We start from the raw sequence: 4,449 nt of genomic DNA, 5'->3' as shown, positions 1-4,449 counted from the left end.
AACGACCAAATAGGAAAAACAGAAGAACTATTAGTCATAGGTGAATCAAAAATGGAAGGCATGACAAGTGGACGGTCAGGTCAAAACAAACTCATCCACTTCGATCCAAAAGAAAACAAAATAAACCCTGGAGCATACGTGACTGTCAAAGTAAGAAGCGCAGCATCACACTGGTTGTTCGGAGAACTAATCGAAGTATTATCAAACCCTAAAGTGAAAAAGAAACTAATACCGCTTGCCGCAATGTAAAATGTTGAACTCAAAAAAACATATTGTAATTGTCGGCCCAACTGCAAGTTCAAAATCAAGTATCGCTATAACACTCGCCCAACATTTTAATAATCAACCAATAATATCGCTAGATTCCATGCAAATATATAAAGGATTCGAAATTGGTACAGGTGTCATACCGGCCGATGAACGCAAAAACATTGAACACCACATGTTGAGCTTTCAAGACCCAACTGAATCATATAACGCCAAAAAATTTAGCGACCAAGTAAACAAAATATTAAACACGAATGAAAACAAATTCATACTGGTGGGGGGAACAGGACTTTATACACACGGTATCATCGACGGGTTCAACTTCGCTCCAACAGATGAAACCATCCGCCAAAATATTATAGAAAAATATGAACTAGACGAAAATAACCCGAACCTAGAAAAAGTAGAGATCGCATATAAAAAACTACAAGAACAAGACCCAGTTTCCGCAGAAAAAATAGACATGCTAAACGTGAGACGAATAATTAGAGCATTCGAAGTAATGGAAATAACAGGCGAAAACTTTTCACAAACATTCAAAGAAAACGGTGTACAAACATTTGGAGAACCAAAACTAGATTGTGAAATAGTAGGTATAAGATACACGAGAGAAAACTTAAAAGAACGAATCGAAATACGCATACGAGAAATGTTCGAAACAGGATGGATAGACGAAGTAAAAAAACTATTACCTATATGGGAACAGATAGTTGCACCTGCCCAAAATGCTATTGGATACAAACAAATCAAAGAATACATAGAAAATGGGGAAGTCGAAGAAGAATTCGAACACCTAATAGAACTAATACTCAACAAATCTATGCAATTTTCGCGAAGACAACGAAAATGGTTCGAAAGAGATCCTAGAATTAGCTGGATAAATTGTGATGACATCACATATGATGAAATGATCGAAAGGGCAATTTTTTTATGCACATAGGTAAATACGAAGGATTAGGTAATGATTTTGCAATTACTTCGGTAAGAGAAATTCAAGATTCTGGACATATTTTTAATGTTGAAACAGTCATTGATATCGCTAAAAAAATTTGTAATAGAAATTTTGGTATTGGATCAGATGACCTTTTAATACTCGATGATAATAATTCTAAATATGAAGGTTTTAGAGAATTTGTAGGAATAAAAGATTCTGATTGTGTCATGTATCTAATTAATGCTGATGGTTCCATACCAGAAATGAGTGGAAATGGTATCCGTTGTTTTGCTCAATATGCAAATGAACAGGGATATGGAACTACTGATAGTGAAAATAATATTACAGTTAAAGTCGCTACTTTAGCTGGTCTAAAAATCGTAATATTTAATTATATGGAATCAAATAGATGCATGGGTAAAGTAGATATGGGCCCTGCTATCTTTGAACCTCATTTAATACCTTTACAAAGTAACAATAATGTTATTAAAGTTAATGTTCTTGAAAAGGAAAGAATATCATATGTTACTAATACAGGAATACCACATTGGGTTATACCATTAGACTCCCTTGATGAATTAAATCTTGATGGTTTAGAACAGTTAGGTGAAGCTCTAAGGTTCGACGAGAGGTTTCCTGAAAACACGAATGTCAATTTTGTTTATATCGTAAATCCTTCAAAAATTTATGGACGCACTATCGAACGTGGAGTGGGAGAGACCTTAGCTTGCGGAACAGGAATCACTGCAATGGTTGCGTCTCTATATAAAGAGGGGCTAGTTAATGCAGAATGCGAAGTTATAGTTAGTGGCGGTATCGGTAGAGCCAGAGTGTCGGATGACACAACGTTTTTATATGGCCCAATGAATAAAATCGCAGATATAGACTTCGTTCTATAAAGGAAAAAATGAAATTTAATGCTGAAAATAAGAATAAACGTTATCATCAAAACCGTGATGTTAAACGTCTAACACAAAGTGAAACCGACTTTGATGTTATCGTCCAGAAGGCAGTGATAGTAGCTCTTGACTGGTCTGGCGTAAAAGAAGATATAGAACTTTCTTTAGATGAATTAGGATTACTTGTTGATACTGCAGGCGCGAAAGTAATATACCGCGAAACACAAAAATTAGATCATCCGAATGTTGCAACTTTTATAGGTAAAGGAAAAGCTGAAGAATTATCAAACTATATTGCAGCTAATGATATTGATGTTGCGGTATTTGATAGTGAACTTTCGCCTGCTCAACAGAGAAATCTGGAAGAGATACTCAAGGTCGATGTGGTCGATAGAGTTGGTGTAATTTTGGACATATTTGCTTTGCATGCAACTACCAAAGAAGGTATGAAGCAAGTTGAAGTCGCTCAACTTAAATATTTAATGCCACGCCTGAGAGGTAAAGGAACTTCTCTGTCTCAACAAGGTGGTGGTATCGGTACACGAGGACCGGGTGAAACAAAACTCGAAACTGACCGACGTAAGATTACTAAACGTTTAGCCAAATTAGAAGAAGATTTAAAGAAGTTAGAAAAAGTTAGATCAACTCAAAGAAAATCTAGAGAAAAGCTTCCACAAAAAAGAGTTTCAATTGTTGGATATACTAATGCTGGTAAATCTACATTATTAAACGCTCTTTCAAAGTCTGATGCGCATGTTGAAGATAGACTTTTCGCTACACTTGCACCTACTACTAGAAAACTATATGTAGGTGAAGATGGAAACTATAAGCCAAAAGTAATTTTATGTTCCGACACAGTAGGTTTTGTTAGGAATCTGCCACATCAATTGATTGAAGCTTTCAGGTCAACACTAGAGGAGGTAGCTGGTTCCCAATTGCTAGTTCATTGTGTAGATGCTTCAAGCGATGATGTACTTGGCAATATTGAAGCTGTCAATAAGGTTTTAGATGATATTGAAGTTGGAGATATAGAACAGATAATATTGTGGAATAAAATCGATCGTTTATCTGACGATCAATTGGATAAGCTCAAAGAAATAGATTTTGATTATAAAAGTAAGAATAAAAAAATTAAAGATTCATTCTTTTTATCAGCTATAACTGGTCAAGGAGTAGAAATTCTTAGAGATTTCTTTCTAAAACATCCAAGTTTATAGATAGATTCTTACAACCCAACTATAATATGTCACATGAATGCAGAAGATATTATAAATAATTTATGGCTCGAAAAAGATAAGTTAGATAATATTGTCGAACAAGATCGCGCTCGAGGAATAGTCGGCCGTGTAATAGAGATGTTGGATAACGGAGAAATTCGAGTTGCCGAGCTTATAAACAATGAAGTGGTTGTTAACCAATGGGTCAAGCATGCAATTTTGTTATATTTCAAAGTTCAACAGATGACTAAATATAATATCGGTCCTTTTGAATATCTAGATAAAATTCCTTTAAAAGATGATTATGCAAGCGCAAAAGTCAGAGTTGTACCTGGTGCAATTGCACGTCGTGGTTCGTTTTTGTCACCAGGCGTTACTCTTATGCCTAGTTATGTAAATATTGGAGCATATGTAGGTGCTGATACTATGGTTGACACTTGGGCAACTGTTGGTAGTTGTGCACAAATTGGTGAACGCGTTCATCTTTCTGGTGGTGTTGGTATTGGCGGTGTTTTAGAACCACCTCAAGCTGCACCTGTTTTTATAGAAGACGATGTGTTTATTGGATCACGTTCAATGATTGTTGAAGGTGCAAGAGTTCGTAAAGGTGCAAAGCTCGGTGCTGGAGTAATACTAACTTCTTCAACACCTGTTATAGATTCTAAAACAGGCGAGGAAGTATCGCGTGGAGATGTCCCAGCAGGTGCTGTTTGTATTATGGCTACGCGTGAGAAAAAATTTGATGGAGGTACATTTGGTTTACCTTGTGTATTGATTTTGCGGTATTTAGCCGAAGGTGAAGTACACGATAAATTATTGTTGAACGATATTCTTCGCGAGCATGGTGTTGCAACTTGAGTACTACGAATCTTTTGCTTGACGTCAACCCAAATGATCTTCTTGCACTAACAGCAGCACTGGTTGATATTCCTTCTATCAGTAAAGAGGAAAAGCTAATTACTGATTATATAGAAGAATATATTTCTATTATACGCCCATCAGCAAATGTAATCCGCATAAATAATTCTGTAATTGTCCAGTTGAATCATGATAAAAATGAAGAATTACCAGTAATATTTGCAGGACATAGCGATACTGTCCCACCTGCATCTTCTGGTGATAGCGCTAATCC

At 36.0% G+C, this 4,449-nt stretch carries 6 protein-coding genes; all 6 read left to right on the top strand.

The annotated features are described in order from the left end of the window. On the top strand, positions 1 to 249 hold a 249-nt coding region (locus KBF89_08805), incomplete at its 5' end, for a TRAM domain-containing protein (protein ID MBP9116420.1). Then, entirely contained in the window at positions 236 to 1,207 is a 972-nt protein-coding gene (gene miaA, locus KBF89_08800) for a tRNA (adenosine(37)-N6)-dimethylallyltransferase MiaA (protein ID MBP9116419.1), read from the top strand. The genes KBF89_08805 and miaA, both read left to right, overlap by 14 nt. After that, positions 1,198 to 2,100, top strand: coding sequence for a diaminopimelate epimerase (dapF, locus tag KBF89_08795; protein MBP9116418.1), 903 nt, complete (start codon positions 1,198 to 1,200; stop codon positions 2,098 to 2,100). The genes miaA and dapF overlap by 10 nt, the downstream gene beginning before the upstream one ends. A gap of 8 nt (positions 2,101 to 2,108) precedes the next feature. Beyond that, entirely contained in the window at positions 2,109 to 3,317 is a 1,209-nt protein-coding gene (gene hflX / locus KBF89_08790) for a GTPase HflX (protein ID MBP9116417.1), read from the top strand. A 33-nt stretch (positions 3,318 to 3,350) separates the two neighbouring features. After that, positions 3,351 to 4,175, top strand: a complete 825-nt coding sequence (locus KBF89_08785; GenBank protein ID MBP9116416.1) for a 2,3,4,5-tetrahydropyridine-2,6-dicarboxylate N-succinyltransferase — start codon at positions 3,351 to 3,353, stop codon at positions 4,173 to 4,175. Further along, positions 4,172 to 4,449 (top strand): hypothetical protein (locus KBF89_08780; protein ID MBP9116415.1); only part of this gene is annotated, 278 nt, incomplete at its 3' end. The genes KBF89_08785 and KBF89_08780, both read left to right, overlap by 4 nt.

This window comes from Acidimicrobiia bacterium (genome assembly GCA_018057765.1).
In the GTDB taxonomy this organism is placed as follows: Bacteria; Actinomycetota; Acidimicrobiia; order IMCC26256; family JAGPDB01; genus JAGPDB01.
This window is presented reverse-complemented; position numbering and strand designations above follow the sequence as displayed.